The following is a 23,445-nucleotide window of genomic DNA, read 5'->3' on the forward strand; positions in this document are numbered from 1 at the left end:
AACTTATTTAATCGTAGGGTGGGTTAGGCACGGGCGATAATTTCAACACTTTCAACCAATAATTAAGTTCCCGTGCCGTAACCCACCATCCCAGCTATCTGTAACATATACAAACATTTTCCACCATCAACCCGAAAGACCCGGCGCTATGAAGCACTCAATTTTGTGGCACCGTCTGACTACCTTGAGGAACAGTAACTGGCTGAACCGCAGGCGCATTATTGTTTTGGTTTGGAGAGATTAACTCAATGCCAGAACAAACCTCGGCAAATTGACCGGAAAGTCTAGCATTTCTCATAATTTGAATACATTGATTGATAGTAACTAAAGTAATATCAGTCCGAATTTTAGCTGCTTCTAAATTAGCTCTTTCCGTTTGCGCTTGGAGTGCCCGTAATTGAGCCTCACCAAGTTTTCTACAAGTGCGTGCGTTACCACCCCCCAGAGGTATGTTAATAGAAGCAACTGCGCCGATAGAAGTACTGGAAACTTCAGCATCAGAACCGCTACCATTGCCTAATCCTCCATACATCGATAACCCCAAAGTTGGACTCGGACAGGAAATACCAGGGCCAAACCCGTAGAATTGGTTGTTATTTACTTGTGTATTCTGTTGTTGGTTTACCGTAGTCCCGGCGCTGCTGGAAGTCGCTCTAGAATTGCTGCTAGTAGAGGGAAGGTTAAATGTGTCTTGAGAAAGTTCATCCGCCTTGACAGCATTTGTCCAACCCAGGCTATACAGAATAATTATAGCAGCTATAGCCCACTTTGTATTCATAGCTATAAAATCAAAAAAATTACTCTAATTCTAGGTATGATGCCCTGAGAATTAGCCACATATTTTCATCGCCATGAAAATATTATGTTCGGCGATTCTTTCCCATTTACTAGAAAGAAGCAAACACGCTCAGGTTAGTGGAAGTACCGTCAGCATTGGTAGTTGAATTTGTTTCAACCGTGCGAATATTACTACCAGTCAAATCTTGTTGCAGCAGATTAAAAGGTTTATCCGCATCGCGAATGCCAAAGTCTGTATTAACATTAATAACTGGGTTGTTTCCTAAAGGTTGCACGTTTTCCCCATCAATGTTAAATCCCCGGAGCGATCGCACGTCAACTTCATTAGAAACTGTTACCGTTTTGGAAGATTGCGTAGAAAACCCAACCGAAAAACCTACGCTTTGGGCTGCCGCTCTATTCGATATAACTGGGAAAGAGCCGACGATTATTAGCCATAATAAAAGATACTTCATTTTGCCTTTTACCTATTATTGAAACACCGTGAAAGACCTGCTTTGGGTTTCTGTAAAAGAGTCCTGTCCGGTAACTTTCACAGAAGTAGCCGCACCAGCATCAAAACGATTGATACCTAAATTAAATTGACCGCCTGGTTGGTAAATCACATAAGATGACTCTGGTGTGACGCGACCGCCAGGATCGGAAACCGATAAGTTATCTCCAGCGACAGCAAATCCCGCACCAGTGTTAGAATATTGGGTTTCGGTAATATTAGTGTTGACCGTTTGTTTGATGCAAGAAGTAGTGCGGGAAAAACCTGATGTAGGTTCGATAACTACTTGGGCGCTAACAGGTGCAGTCAAAATTACAGCAGTTACAACCGCACCCAAAACAGTTGAAAAGCCGCTCGTAAAATTGAGTTTTTTGCGCTCGAATTGTGAGCCTTTAGAAAAAATTATCATTTATCGTTCCTCCTTTGGATATTGCAGGTTTATGGTAGAAAATGTTTATCAATATTACATATTTGGGGATGGTGGTTTACGGCACGGTAACTTAACTGTTGGTGGAAAGCACTTAATTTATCGTCCGTGCCTAAGCGACCCTACTATTAGAGTTGATTTGACGAGCTAGTTTCTAGTTACTCTTCACTTAATTAAAAAGTAGAATTTTCAAACACGCTGAAACTATTGGTTTGAGTGAGGATAGCATTCGTTCCCGAACCGCCTGGGGTAACAGTTCCTTCTCCACTTCTGGAGATATTTCCCGATAATCCTTCGCTGTTACCACCGTTAGTCACGCTGACTTTCGAGTAAGCGGGTAGGCTGTTATTGCCTGTAGAGGTGAGCGATACTGGTGTCGTGTTATCGGCAGAGAAAGTGTTGAGAGAGAAGTTAAAAGGAGAGCTGTTTGTCGGGGCAGTAAATTGAGTATTTGGGTTCAAATTTGAACCTTGATTGAGGACGCCAGAAGCATCAATTCCGCTTCCGGAAATAGCAAAGCCGTTGAGTCGATTTGCTTCGGCAGTTCCGGAAGGAGCATCAACTCTTAACTGAATTTGGGTGGTGCGAGTTTGGGAGAAGTCAGCGCGGACTGGTAGTGTTGGTAGCGATAATGCTGTCACCAACAGCATTATTTTCAACCAGTTAATTTTGGCAGTAGCCATATTGATTTAGTTTTGGTTGTTGGTATCAGACTTGAATTGTGCCTGAATTGTGGCAAATTAAGAGTGGGAAAGCGAGAAATGCCGTTTCGCTTTCCCGTAACACAAGTTAGGTGTTAGGCAGGAAAGAAACCCAAGTTAGCGCAAAGGCGACTAACCTGCCTCGCCTAATTACTGACCGAATACGCTCATGCTACCGGTTTGCGACAAGACACCCACTGTACCTTGTCCGCCAGCAGTAACAGTACCCGTACCAATGCTGGAGACGGTACCTGCAAGAGTTCCGGCAGTACCGCCAACAGTGATATTTTGGATACCATAAGCAGGGCCTGCGATCGTACCTGAAGTGCTATCGAGGGTTGTCGCGCTTACGGCATCCAACACATAACTGGATGCGTTGTAGCTAAAAGTGCTGCCATCTGTGGGTGCAGCAGCGGTACCGGCAGTGATAGCACCGGTGGCATTTAGTGTTGGCAGGGTGACGGCTCCCAGATTGGAACCCGATACGCTAACGTTAGCACCTTTAGCTTCTGTTTGATTTTGGGCTGGTTGAACGATTAGCTGAAGTTGCGTGGTGTATTGGTTAGTAACTGCTGGGCCTGCATAAGCGCTCGATGTGGCGATGGAAAAGGCTCCGCCTAAGACTGCGGCTGAAGCAACTAGAAGAGCTTTGACTTTCATTGGAGTTCCTTGAATAAAAATTTAGGTTTCTAGCGGCTGCTGAATTTACGCATCAGCAAGCTTGCTATATCAATTTGTATTTGATTTAGTTTGGCAGCGTCGATACTGATTTCTTAAGGATCTGGCTTTTTTTGGCCGGGGAAAGGAGGGTAAGGTAAGGTAAGTGGCTGCTGCGCTACGTTGAACTACGTAATTAAAGTCTATGCTCTCTCAGTAGTCTCGCAATTGTCAATGGCAGCTAAACGGTTTAGGCAAACGACAGTCAATTACTACGATAGCTGAGAAAGCGCCTGGGATGCGATCGCTCTTTGCCCAAAATTTTTCAGATAGCCTGCGATCGGGCCGATTTTGAGCTTTATTTACCTATCGATCGACTCAGTGTTCTTTCCGTAGTTCGCTGGATTTTTCTCTGTTATCCACATCAGTATAAAAATCCCTTTGCTAACAATAGTAAGCGATCTGTATTAATATAAAAATAAAGTTTTTCTAAAGAGCAATGGTTAAATTGCTTTGGAGATTTTTTGGAGAGGCTCTACCTGCTGTGGTTTATAGGAAATACAGACATCATGGAATTTCAATCAGCCATCCAATTTGCAGATGCAGCCATTTTCGCACAGACTAACAGACATCTTAAAACTGTCGAATTAATGTTAATGCGTGGTGCTTGGTCAGGACAGACTTACCAAGAAATAGCGGCCACTATAGGTTATACACCTGAATATTTGCAGCACGATGTAGGGCCAAATTTATGGAAGATTCTTTCCAAAATAGCTGGTGAAAAGGTCAACAAAAATAATTTTCGAGCGGTAATTGAGCGGTGGTGTACATCGAAGCTTAATTACGCGAAAGAAGAAGCTATTGTTGCTGGATTTTTTTCTGGTTATACTCAGCCAATAAATAATCAAATTTCTCAGGGTACGCAATGCTCAAATTTGGCGATCGCAGAAATTGCAGAAATTACTACTATGGATATGGATTTTCTTCCCAGATACTCTACCCGTTCGGCGACGACATTAGAGTTACCTAGAGGTCAAGTACCTATTGATTCTAACTTTTATATCCAACGTCCTCCGATTGAACTGCATTGCTTGGAAGAAATTAGTCAGCCAGGAGGCTTGGTGAGGATAGAAGCGCCCAGACAAATGGGCAAAACTTCCTTAATGGCTAGAATTATCAATCAAGCCAAAAAGCAGGGGTATCGCACCGTGCTGTTGAACCTACAACTAGCAGAAAGAGAAATTTTTAAAGATTTGAATCGATTTTTAGAGTGGTTCTGTGCTAGCGTAGGTCAAAGTTTGCAATTACCAAATCGGATTGCCCATTATTGGGATGATTGTTTAGGTACTAGCTATAATACTACCGTTTATTTTGAAAAGTATTTACTAGCTAAGATTAATGGCCCTGTGGTGATGGCGATCGACGAAATGAATCGCATTTTTCAATATCCGGAAATTGCCTGGGACTTTTTGGGAATGCTGCGAGGCTGGTACGAAAAAGCCAGGTATGGAGAAAGTGTGTCCAATGCTTTTGAAAAGTTGCGATCGATCCTTATAAATTCTGGCGAAATTGATATATCTGCTGCTAGGAATTTGTCGGCATTTAATGCCGGATTGTTAGTAAAATTGTCAGGATTTAATTTTAATCAAATTAAAGAACTAGCAGATATACACGGATTGTATTGGGAGGATTCTCAGGTAGAAAAACTAATGAATTGGGTAGGCGGACATCCTTATCTGGTGCGCGTTGCTCTTTATCATATTGCCAGAAAAGATCTAACGCTGCCGCAATTATTGCAGACAGCCACTACACAGTTTGAAATTTATAAAGACCACTTGCAACGCCAGTGGTGGTATCTCCAGCAGGATCGGGAACTAGCGCAGGCATACAGTCAAATTGTGACTAGAGAAAGCTTGGTAAGTCTGGATTTAGAGCCTGCATTAAATTTGGAAAGTATAGGGCTGGTGAAGCTAATCAATAATCAGGCTATACCGAGCTGCGAGTTGTATCGTCAGTATTTCCGCGATCGCTTGCATAGCTAACACAACGATTATATCTATTTCGACAGATTTTTTACATTTTGTAATTTATCTAGGATAACAGAGATAGTCCATCTTATAAAGTTGCATCAATGGAAACTTACGACGTTGTAATCATTGGCGCAGGCCATAATGGTTTAGTTTGTGCGGCTTATCTGCTCAAAGCCGGATATAGCGTTCTTTTACTCGAAAAACGTCCCGTTCCTGGTGGCGCTGCTACTACCGAGGAAGCACTGCCAAAAGAAGCACCGGGTTTTAAATTTAACCTGTGTGCGATCGACCACGAATTCATCCATCTGGGGCCAGTAGTTGAAGAATTAGAACTGGAAAAATACGGTCTGGAGTATCTTTACTGCGACCCAGTGGTATTTTGTCCCCATCCAGATGGTAAATACTTCTTAGGACATAGATCCGTTGAGAAAACCTGTGCGGAAATTGCTCGCTACAATGAGCGCGACGCCAAAAAATACGCAGAATTCACAGCTTACTGGCAGCGCGTCCTTGGCGCGATGATTCCTATGTTCAACGCGCCGCCAAAGTCGATCGTCGATATTGTTGGTAACTACGACTTTAAAAAGCTAAAAGATTTATTTTCTGTGATCGGTAGCGCAGATAAAACGCTGGACTTTGTTCGTACAATGCTTACCAGCGCAGAGGATGTCATCAACGAGTGGTTTGATTCCGAGTTTCTCAAAGCACCTTTGGCAAGATTGGCATCGGAACTCGGTGCGCCTCCCTCTCAAAAAAGCATTGCCGTAGGTGCGATTATGATGGCGATGCGCCACAATCCCGGCATGGCTAGACCTAGAGGCGGTACTGGCGCTTTGGTGAAGGCGCTAGTTAATTTAGTCACAAGCTTGGGTGGAAAGATACTTACTGACCAGCACGTTGAGAAGATTTTAATTGATGACGGTAGGGCTGTGGGGGTTCGGGCTGGTGGTGGCAGGGAATACCGCGCCACTAAAGGTGTTATTTCTAACATCGATGCCAAGCGCCTGTTCTTGCAATTGGTCGATGAAAGCGATGTGAATGCTGCCGACCCAGATTTAAAGGAGCGTTTGGAACGTCGCATCGTTAACAATAACGAAACTATCCTCAAAATCGACCTGGCGATGGATGAACCGCTGCGCTTTGTGCATCACGACCACAAAGATGAATACCTGATCGGTTCTGTGTTGATTGCCGATTCTGTCAGACAGGTGGAAATTGCCCACAGCGATCCGTCTGTTGGTAAAATTCCGCTGGAAGACCCGTCAATGTATGTAGTTCAGCCGACGATGCTAGACCCGTCGATGGCTCCTCCAGGCAAGCATACGGTTTGGATCGAATATTTCGCGCCTTATCAAATTGCGGATGCGGAGGGAACGGGTTTAAATGGAACGGGCTGGACGGATGAATTGAAAAATAAAGTAGCCGATCGCGTTATCGATAAGCTTGCAGAATACGCGCCCAATGTCAAGACGGCGACGATCGCACGTCGTGTGGAAAGTCCCGCCGAACTGGGTGCGCGTCTGGGAGCGTACAAAGGTAACTACTACCATATCGACATGACGCTGGATCAGATGGTGTTTTTCCGTCCGTTACCGGAATTAGCTAATTACAAAACGCCAATTGATGGACTGTATCTCACCGGTGCGGGAACTCATCCGGGTGGCTCAATTTCCGGGATGCCGGGACGCAATTGCGCTCGCATCTTCCTGCACGCACAGCAGCCTCTAGCCCAAACTCTCAAAGATGCGGGCAATTCTCTCAAGTCTACTGTCGCGTCAGTGTTCCGCATCTCTTAATCCCTCTTTGAAAGAAAAGTCATCCTTGCTAAGGATGGCGAGGATGACTTACATTTGCTCCACTGAGGTTAAAGAGATCGAATTTTAAAAATGACAGATAAAGTTTTAATTGTGGGAGGAAGCGGGCGAATTGGCAGCAGCGTTGCTGCGGATTTAGTTGCCCACACAAAGGCAGAAATTACTATTACGGGGAGAGATTCGGCGGCTGGGTCAGCGGTGGCCCAGGAGTTGGGGTCGCAAGTAAAATTTTTGACTTTGGATTTGGCGGAAAAAGAGAAATTGCGGAATGCGATCGCATCTTCCGATATTGTCATCCACTGTGCTGGGCCATTTCACTATCGCGATGCGATCGTTCTCAAAACCTGCATCGAAGAAGGCGTTAATTATTTGGATGTCAGCGATCATCGCTCTTTTACAATCAAAGCGCTCAATTATAAATCTGCCGCCGAACAAGCTGGCGTAACCGCAATTGTCAATACGGGTATTTTTCCCGGCATTTCTAATAGCATGGTGCGACAGGGTGTAGAACAATTGGATGAGGCAGACAAGATTCACCTCAGTTATGTAGTATCGGGTTCTGGCGGTGCGGGAATCACGGTGATGCGAACGACGTTTTTGGGTTTGCAAAATCCCTTTGAAGCTTGGATAAATGGCAAGTGGGAGACACTGAAACCTTATAGCGATCGCGAAGCAGTTGTATTCCCGCCTCCCTACGATCGCACGGGCGTTTACTGGTACGATATGCCAGAAACTTTCACTTTGCCGGATACTTTCCCCGTCAAAACTGTGATTACAAAATTCGGTTCTGTTCCCGATTTTTACAATTACCTAACTTGGTGGGTTGCTAAGTTCTGGCCGCCCAAAGTGCTAAAAAATACCGCGACGATCGAGTTTTTATCTACTGTCAGTCACAAAATGACTAATTTTACCGATCGCTTCAGCGGTATTGGCGTAGCAATTCGTGCGGAAGTCACAGGAAAAAAAGATGGGAAAACAGCTATTTTTTGTTCGACTTTAGTACATGAAAATACCGCAATTTCAGCAGGCTACGGCACCGGCAGCATTGCCGAATTATTGCTGAACGGCAAGCTGAAAAAACCCGGTGTTTGGGCGGTGGAACAAGCATTGCCAACCGATTTGTTTGAACAAACAATGGCAAGCCGTGGTGTAACTATTCAGGGAGAGTGGCTAAATTAGTATCTCATCGTAGGGTGGGTTAGGTACGGGCGATAACTTTACTTTAAGCATTCGGACACAAAAATTGTTGCCGATCGCGATCGATTGTCGCCCGAATGCTTCGCCCCTACACAATATATATCTTGTTCTTTTTGTCAATTTATTCTACTGGACTGGCGTTCTAGCGATCGACCTCCCGGAGTGTGACAGAAGAGGAGTAAGTGCGATGCTTGTTTACTCTTGAGAAAGGAGGAAAAAAGAAATCGCACCAACTACATCTGTAAGCGAAACATAATCGAAGCTTTTTTGCCAAACACCTCGCTAAGTGCAGCCAAAAATTCAGCTTCCTTCAAGTGCAGGCGTTGGGTTTTGAGTTCGGGAACGTTCCGCAGTTCGATCGAGATATTGCAATAGGTATCGCTATCCTCAACGGAAAATAAGCCAGCATTCTCCCTCAAAAATTCTGCCGTAGAACTGTGACAGCGGGAAAGAAAGAGTTTCCACTGGCGGGCATATTTCTTGCGAATATCGGGGTTGCCTACAGCAGGTAATGCTTTAGTTTTCTGTTGGAGGGCAACTATTTTTTGCGCTGGCTGAGGTGGCTGAGGTGGCTGAGAAGTTAACTTCTGTTGTTCTAAAGATTTTCGCTTAGACATAGCTTCTAAAGCCGCCAGACGGTTTTGGTGTTTAAGTTTACCTTCCAAGTACAATTCCCAAGCAATCTTAGTAGGAATAGTATGAGTCGGTTCCACCAATTTTACTATTCTCCGCCAATCGCCCAAACTAAAATCATCGATAATTTTGATAAACTGCCGGAAAATAGCTTTATAAATTTTATCGGGCGTACTGATTGAAGGTTGAGTCTTCACAAAATGATAAACTTGTTTAATAATTGATGGTGTAGAATTTAAATTGAGTTCTACTAACTCGGTTTGCCTACCTACAGTGAGCCTCACTCTGACTCGCTGATGATTTTTGCCTTCTCTTTCTTTAGTAGAAAAGGGCACATCACTACCGCAGCCCGGACAAGTAGCCCGATAGTGTCTGATGATATATCCATCTTTATCTATTTCGGCCTCTATAACTTTTAGTTCCTCGGTGAGCGGTCTAAATATATGAGAGCAGAATTCGCATTTTTTTAAACCGATATGATTGGTTGGGGGCGGCGTAGCTTGCAGAGTCCATTCAAAGTTATCATCCGGCAAACCGTGTTTGTTCCAGTTATCGGTAACATCAATAATAATCGCGGTTGATTTATTTTCGCTAATTCTCAATCCCCGTCCCACCATTTGCAACCAAAGAGTTAAACTTTCCGTCGGTCTTAAGCAATAGATACATTCGATGTTTTCACAGTCGTATCCTTCGGTTAATATCTCATAATTAGTGATGATTTTAGTAGAACCTTTTTCAAAGCGTTTCAAAATCTCAAAACGGGTTTTGATGGGGGTGTCTCCATCTAAATGTTCGGCTTGAATGTGAGATGCTCTCAATGCTTTGGCAATATCTTTGCTGTGTTGGACGGATGCGGCATAAATTATGGTACGCTTATTAGCAGCATATTTGAGGTAGTTTTGGACAATTTCATCAACTCCTACTTGGGTAGTTACGGCTAAGGCTAAATCTCTGGAGTTAAAATCTCTTTCATTTTTGGCTACTCCGTAGGTAGAAATCGTTTTATCTGTAGCAAACAAACGAAATTTACTCAGATAACCTGCGGCGATTAATTTTTCGGTGGAAACTCCCAGGATCAGTCGATCGAATAAGTTTTCAAATCCCTGTCCGTCAATGCGTTTGGGGGTGGCGGTGACTCCTAAAATCAGGGATTCTTTGTAATGTTCGATTAACTGACGGTATGATGAGGCGGTGACGTGATGGGCTTCGTCAAAAACGACCAGTCCGATATTGGTTGGTAATTCTTTGCGTCTAATTAAAGTTTGGATCGAGGCGACTTGAATTTGACAACTGGGGTCAGCTTTCATGCCAGCTTTAATGATACCTACGGGAACGCCGACCGCTTTTTCTAATTTAGAAGCGGCTTGGTTAATCAATTCGATTCTATGGGCAATTACTAGCACATTTTGAGATTTTTTGAAAAATTCCCGACAGATATAAGCAAAACAAATCGTTTTGCCCGCGCCACAGGGTAATTGCGCTAAAACATATCGAGAACCTTGCGACCAAGCATCGAATATATCTTGAATCCATTCAATTTGATATTCTCTTAGTTTGGTTGTCAGTGGGGTAGTGAGCATGAGGTTGTAAATACAAAATACAGTGCGATCGATCGCTTTTAACAAGATAATTTAATTTGGCCCTGATTTGCACCTGCTGGTCGGCAAAACAAAAAATTCCACTCCTTCACCGCCTGAAGGAAGCACCGCAATAAGGACAAAAGCGAAGCTTCAGAGACTCGATCGGCTGAGAGCAGTGAGGACAGCGCTACCCGCAGCGCTGTCCCACAAGCAAAAGTCCAGCACCACGAAATCATCCGCTACGAAGACCCGCATACACTCGAAGTTGCTGCCGAGTAAGGCTTTGGGCAAAAACTAATGCAAATATCTAAAAAGCCCTACATTTCATACTTGATGCGTAAGTTTTAAAATAATTGAACAATGGGCGCAACTTCTTGACGGCGAATAAATTCGCAGGTGTCGGCTTTCATCCCCGCAATCTTCTTGATGGGGCTTCCATCCTCCCGTTTTTCTCTGTGATAGGTTCAAAAAAACAGCTGATGGTGTTCTATTATGGTTCGTTCTGTTCGGGTAGCTGACCATTGTATCGAAAAAGTCAAATCGGCTCTGGCTCGCAATGGCTTTCCCACCCAAGGACACCTCGCTAGCGAGCTAGAGATAGGTCTGTCTACGATCAACAAGTTTTTCAACGGTAAACCCGTCTATTTTTCCAAATGCGAAGATATTTGCGATCGTTTGGGCTTGCAATGGCAAGAAATCATCGATATAGGTAATGCTGACGTTACTGTTGCTGCACCCAGCATCGCAGAAGCCGAGACTGCACAACACTCTGAGACGATCGCCAAGCGATCGGCTCCGATCGGGTTTTATTCCTGGGATGACTCCTGGGTAGGACGGGAAAAACTTATCTTGGAATTAAGTGCTAAGTTGCGTTCCGAATGCCGTTTGTTATTGATTTTGGGTTTGACAGGCATTGGCAAAACGGCTTTGGCAGAAAGATTGGCGATCGAATTGCAAGATTGGTTTTCTCAAGATTGGAAGAATAACTGTAAAAGAGCTAATTTTGATTATCAGGAAAAAGTTACCGATTTTACTTCGGTGGCTCTCCAATGGTTGGAAGAATGGGGGCAACCTATGGCTGCTGAAGATAAAAAACCAGAAATATTACTGCCAAAATTAGTCAAATATCTGCGAGAGAATCAAATATTACTGATAATTGACTCTTTAGAAATACTACTAACGGTAAATGAAGAGCTTGGAACGGGTGAATTTATCGATCCGTATTGGGAAAAATTCTTTCTGTCGCTATTATCAGCGGAATCATGCCAAAGCCGGGTAATTGTTACCTCGCAGGATTTACCAGTAAAATTGCTTTCTTATCGCTATAAAAACTTTTGGTATCGACAAGTTTTATATGGATTAGAAGAAGCGGAACAATTGGCATTGTTTGAGGTATCGGGATTCGATCTGAGTTCAAATAGTGTCGATCGCTCTTGTTTGTTACGCATGGGAAAAGCTTACAAAGGTCATCCTTTGGCTTTGCGAGTGATTATCGGCGAAATAGGCAGCGAACCTTATTATGGAAACGTACAGGCATATTGGAATGATGTTGGTAGCAAAATAGAAGAAGTGGAAATAGCACTATTGGAAGCAGAGCAAGGAAAAATTGAAGGGGAGGAAGATGATTGGCAGTTACATCGATTGACTGCTGAATTACGAATACAGGTAAACGAACGATTAGAAGCGACTTTTCAGCGATTGGCTAGAGATATAAAAGATGCTTACTTATTAATTTGTGCCGCTTCTGTTTATCGCGCACCCGTGCAACAAGAAGGATGGCTGATGCAGTTGGCTGCTTTTGCCAAACGTTTATCAGGAAAGGCTTGTAGTCTGGAACGCCAAGAAATCGCCTTAGAACAATTATGCGATCGCTTTTTGGTGGAAGAATCAGTTAATCACAATAATAAGCGCGTTCTGGGACAACATAACTTAGTTCGCAGTGTAGCGCTAGCTCACCATAAAAAATTGTTGCAGCGTTTGAAGGATGGCACTTTTTAGCGGTACTTACTCAAACGCTGTCGCCGTCATATCTCAACTCATACACGAACTCATAAACGAGCAATACTAACTCACATACGAACTCATATAGTCCCCTGTAAAACTATAAAAGTTAGAAGGAAAAAGTAAAAAAGCAAAAGAAATATTTAATTAATCTTTCTTTTGACTTTTAACTTTTTACTTATTCAGCGGGGTATTTAATGGAATTTACCCAAGAACAGTTGATAGCTGCTTGGCTGCAAGTCCGTTTGGGAAGTCGCAGTGCAGGCGTGGATGGGATTACGGTTGATTTGTTTGCTGGTATTGCTAACGAACAGTTGAAGTATATCCAGCACCAATTACAAACGGAATCTTATACTGCTAGTCCCGCCAAAGGATTTTATTTACCCAAACGTAGTGGAGGTAAGCGATTAATTGGGATTCCCACAGTGCGCGATCGCATTGTTTCTCGCGTGCTGTTGGAGGAGATTTATCAACCGTTGGAAGATAAATTTCTTGATTGTTCTTATGCTTATCGTCCAAATCGGGGAATCCAAATTGCTGTCAAGCATTTTTACTCGTACTACGTTCAATATCCTTGGGTTGTCAAAGCTGATATCGCGCAGTTTTTTGACAATCTTTGTTGGGCGTTGTTGTTGACCGATTTGGAACAATTGCAGCTAGAACCTATTTTAGTACAATTAGTTTCCCAACAACTTAAATCTGGGATTGTCATTGCTGGAAAGCGGTTATTTCCAGGGAAAGGCGTGTTGCAAGGAGGTGTACTTTCCGGTGCGTTAGCCAATTTATATCTGACTGATTTCGATCGGCGCTGTCTTCAGGAAGGTATTAATTTAGTCCGCTATGGCGATGATTTTGCTATTGCTTGTTCTAGCTTTCTGGAAGCTACGCGCACTCTCGAAAAAATTACAGTTTGGTTGGCAGAAATTTACCTGTATCTTCAACCGGAAAAAACTCATATTTTCTCACCAGATGACGAGTTTACTTTTCTCGGTTATCAATTTGCCAAAGGGGAAGTTTACGCGCCACCTCCACCTGTCATCAAAGCGGGAGAATGGGTAATCAACGATTCGGGAATGCCTTACTTTCGACGCAAATCCCGACGACCCGCGAAAGGTTTTTCTCAACGTCCGAAGGCTTCCAGCATTGTCAAGCCCGTCACTTTACCTACAGCTACTAGCGAACATTACTTCACGAAATTTATGACTACATTATACGTGACTGACCAAGGTGCTTATTTGAGCGTTCGCAATCAACAGTTTCAGGTATATTACCACCAGGAACTCCGCATTAAAGTTCCGGTGAATCGAGTCAGCCATATTGTTTTGTTTGGCTGTTGCAATTTATCGCACGGTGCTGTTAGTTTGGCACTGCGACGACGAATTCCCATTATGTACTTATCCCAAAAAGGACGTTATTTCGGACGGTTGGAAACTGAGGGAACTGCTAAAGTTGAATATTTGATTCAGCAAGTGAAATGTTCTCTCGATCCGCAATTTACTCGCTTGCAAGCAGAAGCGATCGTCCGAGCAAAATTACACAATTCTCGGATTCTGTTGATGCGATTAAATCGGCGTCGCAACTCGAAGGATAAGGATGAATCGCTGGCGATGCGAGCAGTTGATGCGATCGAGACTTTAATGGATAATTTACCAACGGCTGACAATATGGATGCTCTGCGAGGTTACGAAGGTAAGGGAGCAACCCTTTATTTTCAAGCGTTGGGTTCTTTGTTTACCGGAGTTTTTACTTTTGACAAGCGTACTAAGCGTCCGCCAACCGATCCGATTAACAGTTTGCTCAGTTTGGGTTATACGCTATTAAGTCAGAATGTCTACTCTTTTATTCAAGCAGTCGGATTGCATCCCCATTTCGGTAACTTGCACGTCCCTCGCGATAATCACCCGGCGTTGGTATCCGATTTGATGGAGGAATTTCGCGCTCAATTAGTTGATTCTTTGGTGGCTTATTTAATCAATTCTAAGATTTTTGTCCCGGAAGATTTTACGCCGCCGGATGAGTGGGGTGGTGTATATTTGCACCCTTATGCTTTGAAGAAATTTTTGAAGCACTGGGAGGAGAAGTTACAAGCGGAAACTACCCACCCGCACACGGGTTACAAAGTGCCATACCGCCGCTGTTTGGAATTGCAGGTACGGGAGTATATTGCTTGTTTGATGAGAGAGGTGGATGTATATCGACCGATGACGTGGGATAAGTAGCAAGTTGGCATTTAGGTGCTGTTTAAGTCTAATTTGGCCTAAATAGCTACTTTAAAGCCGTTGGTTTCATCACCAACGGCTTTTCTATGACGGCTGAAAATCAGATTTTCGCGGGGGTAGGGTAAGGGCTGAAACCCGCATTCTCTCGTTGACCCCCGCGAAACGCTCTCTGGGTATGGGTTGTGATGGTGCGATCGCGCGGCTTATTGAGAGTAGTTAGCAACTATTTTGGGTTGATTTTGACCCCCGCGAAAAATGGCTGTAGAATTGTCTCAGGGCAAGGCTTTTAGAGGCTAGCCTTTAAGCTTCTTCGGAAGTTGAATTAATGGAAACGATTTAGTAGGCACAGGCACATTTTGCAGAGACGCAAAACTTTAAGCTTCTTCGGAAGTTGAATTAATGGAAACCCACTGCTTGATTTTTTGACAAAGGCATAATCCCACCTTTAAGCTTCTTCGGAAGTTGAATTAATGGAAACTTCCCGTAGGTCGCCCAAGAAAAGTTGACACTGCATACTTTAAGCTTCTTCGGAAGTTGAATTAATGGAAACTATTTTTCCGGCAATGGCTTGGTTGACACTTAACGGCTTTAAGCTTCTTCGGAAGTTGAATTAATGGAAACCAATTTTTAGGCACATCGTTTGCGAAGTTCATTAAACTGCTTTAAGCTTCTTCGGAAGTTGAATTAATGGAAACCTTTCCCGATTGTTGACTATGTCGTTGTAGTCAACTTCCAGAACTTTAAGCTTCTTCGGAAGTTGAATTAATGGAAACTTCAGCGTAGTCGTTGCCTTCGCCGCCGTAGATTTGATCTTTAAGCTTCTTCGGAAGTTGAATTAATGGAAACTTCCGAATTAGTTCCTTCAACTCTTTCTCGAACTCAGTATCCTTTAAGCTTCTTCGGAAGTTGAATTAATGGAAACAAAGTTAGCCGACGCGAGTAACCAAAGTTACGCGAACATCAGCTTTAAGCTTCTTCGGAAGTTGAATTAATGGAAACGTTGGATGGCACCCACAAAAAAGAATCAGAAAAACCACTACTTTAAGCTTCTTCGGAAGTTGAATTAATGGAAACTCTCCAATTTGAATTCCGGCGGCGAGGCCGGAAATGAAGCAACTTTAAGCTTCTTCGGAAGTTGAATTAATGGAAACTAGTTGCCCCAAGGGTTGCATCGGCACCTGATTTGTCTTTAAGCTTCTTCGGAAGTTGAATTAATGGAAACGTTGAGCCGAACCCAACCCCTGCGAAAATTAGTCCGAGTACTTTAAGCTTCTTCGGAAGTTGAATTAATGGAAACGTGCGGGGTTCTCCCGCACTATTCAGGTTTGTGCAAACTTTAAGCTTCTTCGGAAGTTGAATTAATGGAAACTGATCAAATACTTCAAAAGTGGAATTACAATACTGCTTTAAGCTTCTTCGGAAGTTGAATTAATGGAAACAATTCTACAGACCATGTGGAGGCTTGAGTTGCCCCCAAGGCTTTAAGCTTCTTCGGAAGTTGAATTAATGGAAACTGTACCATGTCCCGCCAGGGGACTTATAATCAAATTTGTGACTCTTTAAGCTTCTTCGGAAGTTGAATTAATGGAAACGTCACGTTCATCTGAACGGACTGATCCATAATTGCTGAAGCTTTAAGCTTCTTCGGAAGTTGAATTAATGGAAACCCAGTATCTTGCACAGTTGGCCGTATCGGTAACGGCCAAATTCTTTAAGCTTCTTCGGAAGTTGAATTAATGGAAACTTGATAGCCGGAATGTAAAAAACATTGCACCCAACCTTTAAGCTTCTTCGGAAGTTGAATTAATGGAAACCACGGACCCGGAAAGCGGTCCAGATGTCCAGCTATAGCTTTAAGCTTCTTCGGAAGTTGAATTAATGGAAACTGTTGGGCGATTATGATATTCATTTTGTTTGCTATCAAACGCTTTAAGCTTCTTCGGAAGTTGAATTAATGGAAACCGTCGATTGTGCGTGCTAGACCTTTTTTATAGTCACACTTTAAGCTTCTTCGGAAGTTGAATTAATGGAAACAACATGAAAAAACATGTTCCTGAAATCCCTAACATTGCTTTAAGCTTCTTCGGAAGTTGAATTAATGGAAACCAAAAGTTGCTGAGTAGGAGTCAGCTGCCGCTGGGGGCTTTAAGCTTCTTCGGAAGTTGAATTAATGGAAACGATATGCCACTTTTTCGTGGCATTGGACCATTAAAACTTTAAGCTTCTTCGGAAGTTGAATTAATGGAAACTTGAAAACACCTTGCTCATCTTCTCCGACTCCGCTCATTCTTTAAGCTTCTTCGGAAGTTGAATTAATGGAAACTTTTTAACACGAGATCCGTTGCGTATGGCATGAAATATAAATTCTTTAAGCTTCTTCGGAAGTTGAATTAATGGAAACAAAACTTTTCAAAAATGTTTGCGAAATCAGCAAGTTCAACTTTAAGCTTCTTCGGAAGTTGAATTAATGGAAACTTTCCAAACTGGAAAAAAATACATCGTCATGGGAATAACTTTAAGCTTCTTCGGAAGATGAATTAATGGAAACAATTAATGGCTTGGCCGACATAGTACACAAATCCGCAGTCTTTAAGCTTCTTCGGAAGTTGAATTAATGGAAACTTTACCCATAAAATCCTCCAAAAAGTTCCCACAAAATCCCAATTCTTTAAGCTTCTTCGGAAGTTGAATTAATGGAAACGTCTGAATACCAGATGCACACACAGCCAGTGAGACCGCTGCTTTAAGCTTCTTCGGAAGTTGAATTAATGGAAACAAACTCCAAATGTCATCAAGGGTGTTTGATCCAAAACTACTTTAAGCTTCTTCGGAAGTTGAATTAATGGAAACTTTTCCTTCGTGACTTTCGCGTGTCACGGGGAGAAAAATAACTTTAAGCTTCTTCGGAAGTTGAATTAATGGAAACTAGAAAGCAGGAAAATATTACAACTGTCTCTGGGTTCTTTAAGCTTCTTCGGAAGTTGAATTAATGGAAACCAGCGGGTCTCGTATTCTCCGTTGGATTTCATCAATACTTTAAGCTTCTTCGGAAGTTGAATTAATGGAAACTTGAGCTTGTTCCCAAGCCCAACTTTCCAACACCCGCTTTAAGCTTCTTCGGAAGTTGAATTAATGGAAACCAAACTTATCTTTATACACGGAAACAGAGTTTCCGGAAGACTTTAAGCTTCTTCGGAAGTTGAATTAATGGAAACTAATCAGTCCTGCACTCGCTAATATGGCAAACAAAATTGCCAATACTTTAAGCTTCTTCGGAAGTTGAATTAATGGAAACACAAACTGACGACTGCAAGAGCCGCCAAAAAGAGCAAAACTCTTTAAACTTCTTCGGAAGTTGAATTAATGGGAAGACGATCGCTCCACTGACAAATTGCACTTATCTTGCATCTTTAAGCTTTCTCGGAAGCAGGATATGTGCTGATTGTCAGTGGATTTTTCGTTGTCGCAATTGCTATCAACTGAGTTTAGGTTATTATATAAAAATGAAGTCTACAAATTGCATAGATGATGCGCTCTTTAATTCACTCGACTTTTCACCTGAAGGGATAAATAATAATGACTGACACGCAAACACTAGGTCAATTACTGTTTGGCAAGCTGAAAATCGACCTTGATGAAGTGCCGATCGATCGCCTTTCTGAGTATATAGCAGTGGAGTATTATCTTACCAATGAAGACGACCCGCCGCCAGAAGCAACTAATATAGAAAAGGTAAATCGTTATTTGCAAGCATTTCATCATCTTAGCGAAGCAGAAGATTGGTCAAGAGCGATCGAAGTTATTTCTATTTGTTTTGATGCACGTACTGAGGAAGAATTATACAAGCAGTTGCATATTTGGGGTTATTACCATCAATCGATCGAGTTGTTCGATCGCATCGCAGGTAAACTAAGTCCTAGCATGGATGCCATTTTATTAAATGGATTGGGTAATGCTTACCACTATCTTGGCAATCAGACGAAAGCGATCGAGTATTTCCAGCAAAGTTTAGCCATCACTCGCGAAAGCGGTAATCGTCAAGGTGAAGGCGCAATGTTGGGAAGTTTGGGACTTGCTTATATTTATCTCGGAGAATACGAACAAGCAATTTATTATCACGAACAAAGTTTAGAACTGGCGATTGAAACTGAAGATTTTAAAGGAGTAGTTAATACTCTGGGACATTTGGGAGTAGCTTATTACGATATAGGAGAGTACCAACAAGCAATTGAATACCAACGGCAAAGCTTGTCAATTGCCCAAAAACTCGATTATCTTCAGGGAGAAGCAGCCGCTTTAGGTAATTTGGGAATTGTTCATTTAGCTTTAGGAGATTACCAGCAAACAATTGATTACTTAGACCGACAATTAAAAATAGCAGAAATAATTGACGATCGCCGCGCCCAAGAAGATGCAATAGGTAATTTAGGTATTGCTTACGATTGCTTAGGCGATTATCCTACCGCTATCGAATATCAGCAAAAGCGCTTAGTTATAGCTAGAGAGACTGGCAATCGACGTGGTGAAGAGATGGCATTAGGAAACTTAGGATTGATTTATCAATCACTTGGGGATTATACCAAATCCCTAGAATACCAACAGCAGAGTTTAGCAATTGCTAGGGATATTAAAAATCGGCGAGGTGAAGAAACAGCGTTAGGAAATCTCGGTACTGTTTACTATTATTTAGGAGACTATACCCTAGCAATTGATTACTTACAACAAAGTGTAGATATTGCAAGAGACATTGGCAATCGATCGGGAGAAGCAAGCGCGTTAGGAAATTTAGGACTTGCTTACGATGCTTTGGGAGATTATCAAAAAGCAATTGAGTACCAGCAACAGCGCTTAGTAATTGTACGGGAAATAGGCGATCGCTCTGGGGAAGGCGAAGCGCTGGGAAATTTGGGAATGATTTATTTTTCCTTAGAAGATTACGAAAAAGCAATTGAATATGTAGAGCAAGATTTAGCGATCGCGCAGTCAATAGGTAACCGATTGAGTGAAGGTAATTCGCTCGGTAATTTAGGTGGTATTTATTGTGCTATGGGCGATTACAAAAAGGCGCTCGACTATCTCCAGCAACATTTAGCGATCGCTCAAGAAATCGGACACCAGCAAGGTGAAGGAAATACGTTAGGAAATTTGGGAATAGCTTTCACTAAATTAGAACAGTATCCTTTAGCGATCGAACATTTTGAGAAATCGTTGCAAATTTTTAAGGCGATCGGTAATGTACCGGGCGAAGCTACTACCCTGCAAAATTTAGCAAAAGTTTATCACGAAATCGGTGAAGATACGTTAGCTGCTGAATATTGCGATCGAGCTTTAGCGATCGCACTCAAGTTAGGCATTCCCTTAGCGCAAGAATGCCAGGATTTTCGAGAAAAGTTGCTCAAAGACAGATTGCAGTAGTTCTAAGCCGCTGTCTTTTGGTACAACTCATACACGAACTCATACACGAACTCATATACAACTTTTTTCTACTCACGCACGAACTTACATATTCGCTTTGGAAGATAGGGACGTACAGCAAGAAAGCCAAAAGCAACCTTGCTAAATCAACCTAATTCCAATTGAAGATATGACAGCAATCTATCTCACAGACATCAAAGCCAAAGTAAAAGTGAAATCGCCTTACTTGTTGGTTTTGCATAACCAACAAACTTGCCAAAAAATTAACATCACTCAAGTTAGCCAAATTGTTCTTTGGAGTCGCTGTTATCTTGACCGCGAAGTCGCATCGTTAGTATCGTTTCGTGGCATACCGATTATGTTTGTGGGAAATCAAGGAGAAAACATAGGCAGCTTAGAACACTCTTTGAAAAAGCATCCCAAATGTCTGAAGTACCAAAAGCAGCGATCCTTAGATGCAGAATTTACCCTGGCAATTGCGGAAAGCATTGTGCGGGCTAAACTGCACAATTGCTACATCGTATTGCAACGACTGCACAAAAATCAGCCCACTCCAGTGATGCAAACTGCCTTGGATGTGCTGGTAATGCTGATTGATGATTTGGCAATGGCAAATTCAGTGCGGGAATTGCGCGAGTATGCGGTAATGGCTGCGAGTTTCTATTATCCTGCTTTAGCCTCACTATTACCGCGTCGGTTTCATTTTCAGCGTCGTAAAAAGCAACCGCCTACTGATGGAATTAACTGTCTGCTCAATTTAGGTTATAACCTGTTGCATCAGATAGTTGAGATGTTTTTACAGGAATTGGGGCTGCATCCTAACTGGGGCAATCTTTATGCTAATAGCCAGCATCAATCTCCCCTCGCCTGCGATTTGATGGCAGAATTTCGCGCCCCATTGGTAGATGAATTGGTGGCACAGTTGGCTATGTCTGAAATCATTCAGCCGAATGATTTTCTGCCGCTCTCCCAAGGCGGAGTGTCTTTACATCCAGCACTGCTGAAAACGTTTTTTCAGTATTGGGAAGAAAAATTACAACTTGAAATTATTCATCCCTATGCTGGAACGGTAAGTTATCGCCAGTGCGTGCAGTTGCAAGTGAAGGAATATGTCGCTTTCTTGTTAGGCGATACTAACAGTTACCGTCCGATGGTGTTGCAAGTAAATTCTGCTCCGTTGCATATTGGGTTAACTCGCAAGCAGGAAGTGAAACAACTGACTTTAGTTAAGGCGTAAGAAGCAAGCTGAAGAGAGAGGACAAATAAAATATTGTCCTTTCTCTACTGACTGTACCGAGATTATTGAGGATGAACAAATCTTCATGTTTTACTTGGTCTGCTACGACATCGTAAATAATAGTCGTCGCCAGAAAGTTTCTAAATTACTAGAAACTTACGGTTGGCGAGTGCAAAAGTCAGTATTTGAGTGCGTTTTGGAGGATAAACAGCAAGAAATGTTGCAAAATCGATTAACTAAAATGCTGAATAAACGGGAAGACCAAATTCGATTTTATCCTTTATCCGCGCACTGTCGTACTAAGGTAGTGGTGCTGGGTATACAGGCAGAATTTGCGGTCGATGATGCAGCGTTTATTGTTTAAACCAAAAGTTAAAAGCTAAAGAGTCAGGTTTTTACTTTTAGCTTTTGGAATTTTATGAACTTTGAGATTAAGTTTAGTCCCAAAGCGATCGAACAACTTGAAAACCTGCCGCTGAAAGTTCAAAAACAATACCGCAAAGCTTTTCAGTTAATTGCTACTGAAGGGCCAACATACAGAAGTTTACGAACCCATCGATACCGTCAAAAAAAAGGAGAAATTTGGGGTTCGGCTGCTTCGATGGCTTTGCGATTCTATTGGGAATATGCGGGGAAGCAAACAATTGTGGTGATAGGAATCGATTCTCATTAGTTAGCGATCGGCGGTTAACAGTCAGCAGCCAGTAGTTAATAATTAGTAATTTTTGATAATTGACTGCTGGCTTTTTTACTTTTTACTTTTTACTTATGAAACAGCCTCGAACTTTGCAAGAACGGGAGTTAGCGCTGATTCAATTATATAGCCAGTGTCAGTTGGGAATGACACCCCAACAATTTTATAGGAAGTGGGGGGTAACTTACGAGCAAATGGCGATAATTTGCTCTCGTTCCGATTCTACTGTGCGGGGATGGTTCAAGCGAGGACGCTTACGCCGATATCCTACCCAAGCAGATTTACGAAATCTAGCACTCATGGATTTTTTACTGGAGCATTTTGAAGAAATCCCCGCATCTTTGTGGCATATTCTTTGTCCGCCGTCAACTTAGGACGGAAGTGATAGGAAGTGTCAAGGTCAGCTTGACCTGTTTTGGTTAGGTTTCTTGAATTAATCTATTAATTGAAAGCTTCTTCGTAAGCTGAATTAATGGAAACATCCAGATTACGTAGATAATATCTGCCGAATTTATCTGCTGAATACAGAGTTGTTTCTGTGTTCCAGGTGCAAGTAATGGCGAAAAGCTAAATACTTGCGATCGGCACAAAGGGGTTCAGCCGTTGGTTTCATCACCAACGGTTTTTGTATGGCTGCTGAGGTCGAAAGTCACATTTTCGCGGGGGTAGGGTAAGGGCTGAAACCCGCATTCTCTCGTAGACCCCCGCGAAACGCGCTCTGGGTATGGGTTGTGATGGTGCGATCGAGCGGTTTATTGACAATTAGTAGCAAGTATCAATGGCTAAATTTGACCCCCAAGAAAAAGTGCTGTAGAATTGGCTCAGGGCAAGGCTTTTAGAGGCGACGCTTTAAGCTTCTTCGGAAGTTGAATTAATGGAAACGACTGGGTACTCTGATAGGTACCCACCCCGCTCCCGTTCTTTAAGCTTCTTCGGAAGTTGAATTAATGGAAACGATTGGGGTATTTCTACCCCGAAAAGCAGGCTGGCTGAAGCTTTAAGCTTCTTCGGAAGTTGAATTAATGGAAACCTTTCCAGCTTTTTCCGAATTAGTTCCTTCAACTCTTTCTCCTTTAAGCTTCTTCGGAAGTTGAATTAATGGAAACCAGATGCACCCACTATCGCTGGTGCAAGGAGTTTTTTCTTTAAGCTTCTTCGGAAGTTGAATTAATGGAAACCTAACAACCTGCCCTGTCGCTGGCTTTTTAACCGGCCTTTAAGCTTCTTCGGAAGTTGAATTAATGGAAACCCATAGGAACTCCGTTCACAATCACCGCGTTAGTTCCTGACTTTAAGCTTCTTCGGAAGTTGAATTAATGGAAACGTTTTACTAACTTCCCCGATATTTATGTTTCTCGACACCAACTCTTTAAGCTTCTTCGGAAGTTGAATTAATGGAAACGTACAATGTTTTGCTTATTCCCAATTAAACGCCACAAAACTTTAAGCTTCTTCGGAAGTTGAATTAATGGAAACGTGCCGGCAAGAAACTGCTGCACTTCGGGTGCAGCCAGCTTTAAGCTTCTTCGGAAGTTGAATTAATGGAAAC

16 protein-coding genes and 2 CRISPR repeat arrays (1 of these 18 only partly in view) are annotated in these 23,445 nt (G+C 42.5%); of the genes, 10 read left to right on the forward strand and 6 right to left on the reverse strand.

What is annotated here, in order from left to right; translation table 11 throughout:
* Positions 1-157: 157 nt before the first annotated feature.
* The 5 genes from ACE1CD_RS01400 to ACE1CD_RS01420 form a co-directional block, all read right to left on the reverse strand.
* The gene (locus ACE1CD_RS01400; protein ID WP_374796351.1) at positions 158-778 is read right to left on the reverse strand and encodes a hypothetical protein; all 621 of its coding nucleotides are present in this window, start codon (positions 776-778) and stop codon (positions 158-160) included.
* A gap of 109 nt (positions 779-887) precedes the next feature.
* Positions 888-1,253: a hypothetical protein gene (locus ACE1CD_RS01405; RefSeq protein ID WP_374796353.1), complete on the reverse strand. Its 366-nt coding sequence runs from the start codon at positions 1,251-1,253 to the stop codon at positions 888-890.
* A gap of 15 nt (positions 1,254-1,268) precedes the next feature.
* Positions 1,269-1,700, reverse strand: a complete 432-nt coding sequence (locus tag ACE1CD_RS01410; protein ID WP_374796355.1) for a hypothetical protein — start codon at positions 1,698-1,700, stop codon at positions 1,269-1,271.
* A gap of 191 nt (positions 1,701-1,891) precedes the next feature.
* Positions 1,892-2,401, reverse strand: a complete 510-nt coding sequence (locus ACE1CD_RS01415) for a hypothetical protein (protein WP_374796359.1) — start codon at positions 2,399-2,401, stop codon at positions 1,892-1,894.
* A gap of 168 nt (positions 2,402-2,569) precedes the next feature.
* Complete coding sequence (locus ACE1CD_RS01420) at positions 2,570-3,079, reverse strand: hypothetical protein (RefSeq protein WP_374796361.1); 510 nt, start codon at positions 3,077-3,079, stop codon at positions 2,570-2,572.
* Positions 3,080-3,645: 566 nt separating this feature from the next.
* On the opposite strand from ACE1CD_RS01420, the gene ACE1CD_RS01425 reads away from it, so the two are divergent.
* From ACE1CD_RS01425 to ACE1CD_RS01435, 3 genes are all read left to right on the forward strand, one after another.
* Entirely contained in the window at positions 3,646-5,118 is a 1,473-nt protein-coding gene (locus tag ACE1CD_RS01425; RefSeq protein WP_374796363.1) for an AAA-like domain-containing protein, read from the forward strand.
* 89 nt (positions 5,119-5,207) lie between these two features.
* The gene (gene crtO / locus ACE1CD_RS01430; protein WP_374821002.1) at positions 5,208-6,902 is read left to right on the forward strand and encodes a beta-carotene ketolase CrtO; all 1,695 of its coding nucleotides are present in this window, start codon (positions 5,208-5,210) and stop codon (positions 6,900-6,902) included.
* Between the two features lie 90 nt (positions 6,903-6,992).
* Positions 6,993-8,099: a saccharopine dehydrogenase NADP-binding domain-containing protein gene (locus ACE1CD_RS01435; protein WP_374821005.1), complete on the forward strand. Its 1,107-nt coding sequence runs from the start codon at positions 6,993-6,995 to the stop codon at positions 8,097-8,099.
* Between the two features lie 251 nt (positions 8,100-8,350).
* Here ACE1CD_RS01435 and ACE1CD_RS01440 read toward each other — a convergent pair whose 3' ends face one another.
* On the reverse strand, positions 8,351-10,375 hold the full coding sequence (locus tag ACE1CD_RS01440) for a DEAD/DEAH box helicase (protein WP_374821008.1): 2,025 nt from the start codon (positions 10,373-10,375) through the stop codon (positions 8,351-8,353).
* A gap of 447 nt (positions 10,376-10,822) precedes the next feature.
* Here ACE1CD_RS01440 and ACE1CD_RS01445 point away from each other — a divergent pair, with 447 nt between their 5' ends.
* The 7 genes from ACE1CD_RS01445 (at position 10,823) to ACE1CD_RS01475 (ending at position 22,270) form a co-directional block, all read left to right on the forward strand.
* Positions 10,823-12,328, forward strand: coding sequence for an ATP-binding protein (locus ACE1CD_RS01445; RefSeq protein ID WP_374796371.1), 1,506 nt, complete (start codon positions 10,823-10,825; stop codon positions 12,326-12,328).
* Between the two features lie 200 nt (positions 12,329-12,528).
* Entirely contained in the window at positions 12,529-14,550 is a 2,022-nt protein-coding gene (cas1, locus tag ACE1CD_RS01450) for a CRISPR-associated endonuclease Cas1 (RefSeq protein WP_374821011.1), read from the forward strand.
* A gap of 298 nt (positions 14,551-14,848) precedes the next feature.
* Positions 14,849-17,921: direct repeats of the CRISPR family, unit length 35 nt; unit sequence CTTTAAGCTTCTTCGGAAGTTGAATTAATGGAAAC.
* A gap of 205 nt (positions 17,922-18,126) precedes the next feature.
* On the forward strand, positions 18,127-19,965 hold the full coding sequence (locus tag ACE1CD_RS01455; protein WP_374821014.1) for a tetratricopeptide repeat protein: 1,839 nt from the start codon (positions 18,127-18,129) through the stop codon (positions 19,963-19,965).
* Positions 19,966-20,134: 169 nt separating this feature from the next.
* The gene (gene cas1, locus ACE1CD_RS01460; protein WP_374821017.1) at positions 20,135-21,202 is read left to right on the forward strand and encodes a CRISPR-associated endonuclease Cas1; all 1,068 of its coding nucleotides are present in this window, start codon (positions 20,135-20,137) and stop codon (positions 21,200-21,202) included.
* Between the two features lie 85 nt (positions 21,203-21,287).
* Positions 21,288-21,566 carry a CRISPR-associated endonuclease Cas2 gene (gene cas2, locus ACE1CD_RS01465; RefSeq protein ID WP_374821019.1) on the forward strand — a complete coding sequence of 93 codons (279 nt, stop codon included), beginning with the start codon at positions 21,288-21,290 and terminating at the stop codon, positions 21,564-21,566.
* Between the two features lie 54 nt (positions 21,567-21,620).
* Entirely contained in the window at positions 21,621-21,875 is a 255-nt protein-coding gene (locus ACE1CD_RS01470) for a type II toxin-antitoxin system RelE/ParE family toxin (protein ID WP_374821022.1), read from the forward strand.
* 95 nt (positions 21,876-21,970) lie between these two features.
* Complete coding sequence (locus ACE1CD_RS01475; RefSeq protein WP_374796383.1) at positions 21,971-22,270, forward strand: helix-turn-helix domain-containing protein; 300 nt, start codon at positions 21,971-21,973, stop codon at positions 22,268-22,270.
* 473 nt (positions 22,271-22,743) lie between these two features.
* Positions 22,744-23,445: a CRISPR direct-repeat array (repeat unit 35 nt; unit sequence CTTTAAGCTTCTTCGGAAGTTGAATTAATGGAAAC) (it continues 954 nt past the right edge of the window).

The organism is Aerosakkonema sp. BLCC-F183 (assembly GCF_041929145.1).
Taxonomy (GTDB): Bacteria; Cyanobacteriota; Cyanobacteriia; order Cyanobacteriales; family Aerosakkonemataceae; genus Aerosakkonema.